The sequence below is a fragment of the Microseira wollei NIES-4236 genome (genome assembly GCF_020521235.1).
GTDB lineage: Bacteria > Cyanobacteriota > Cyanobacteriia > Cyanobacteriales > Aerosakkonemataceae > Microseira > Microseira wollei.
In genome coordinates this window covers 1-221 of record NZ_BLAY01000814.1, presented here as the reverse complement: position 1 = coordinate 221, position 221 = coordinate 1, and the positions used below count along the sequence as shown (strand labels likewise).

The window sequence follows — 221 nt, the reverse complement described above, 5'->3', positions numbered from 1 at the left end:
GACTTTTGATAACCGGAATGTCGTTTATCCACTCCCATTCTACTTTTTCCCACTGTTGGGCTAATTTATTGAAATTTTTGGAGTGTTCTTTCTTCCGAATTTTTATTAGGTCAATAGCAGTCTTTTCGTCGTGGCAGTGTCGATGCAACAGTTGTATATTTTTATACTCATCCCTACCGCCAAGGGCTTTAGGGATTTTGTGGTCTACTTCCATCACATCC

At 39.8% G+C, this 221-nt stretch carries 1 protein-coding gene; it reads right to left on the bottom strand.

The features are described from left to right. On the bottom strand, positions 1–221 hold a 221-nt coding region (locus tag MiSe_RS50575), incomplete at both ends, for an HNH endonuclease (protein WP_226595171.1).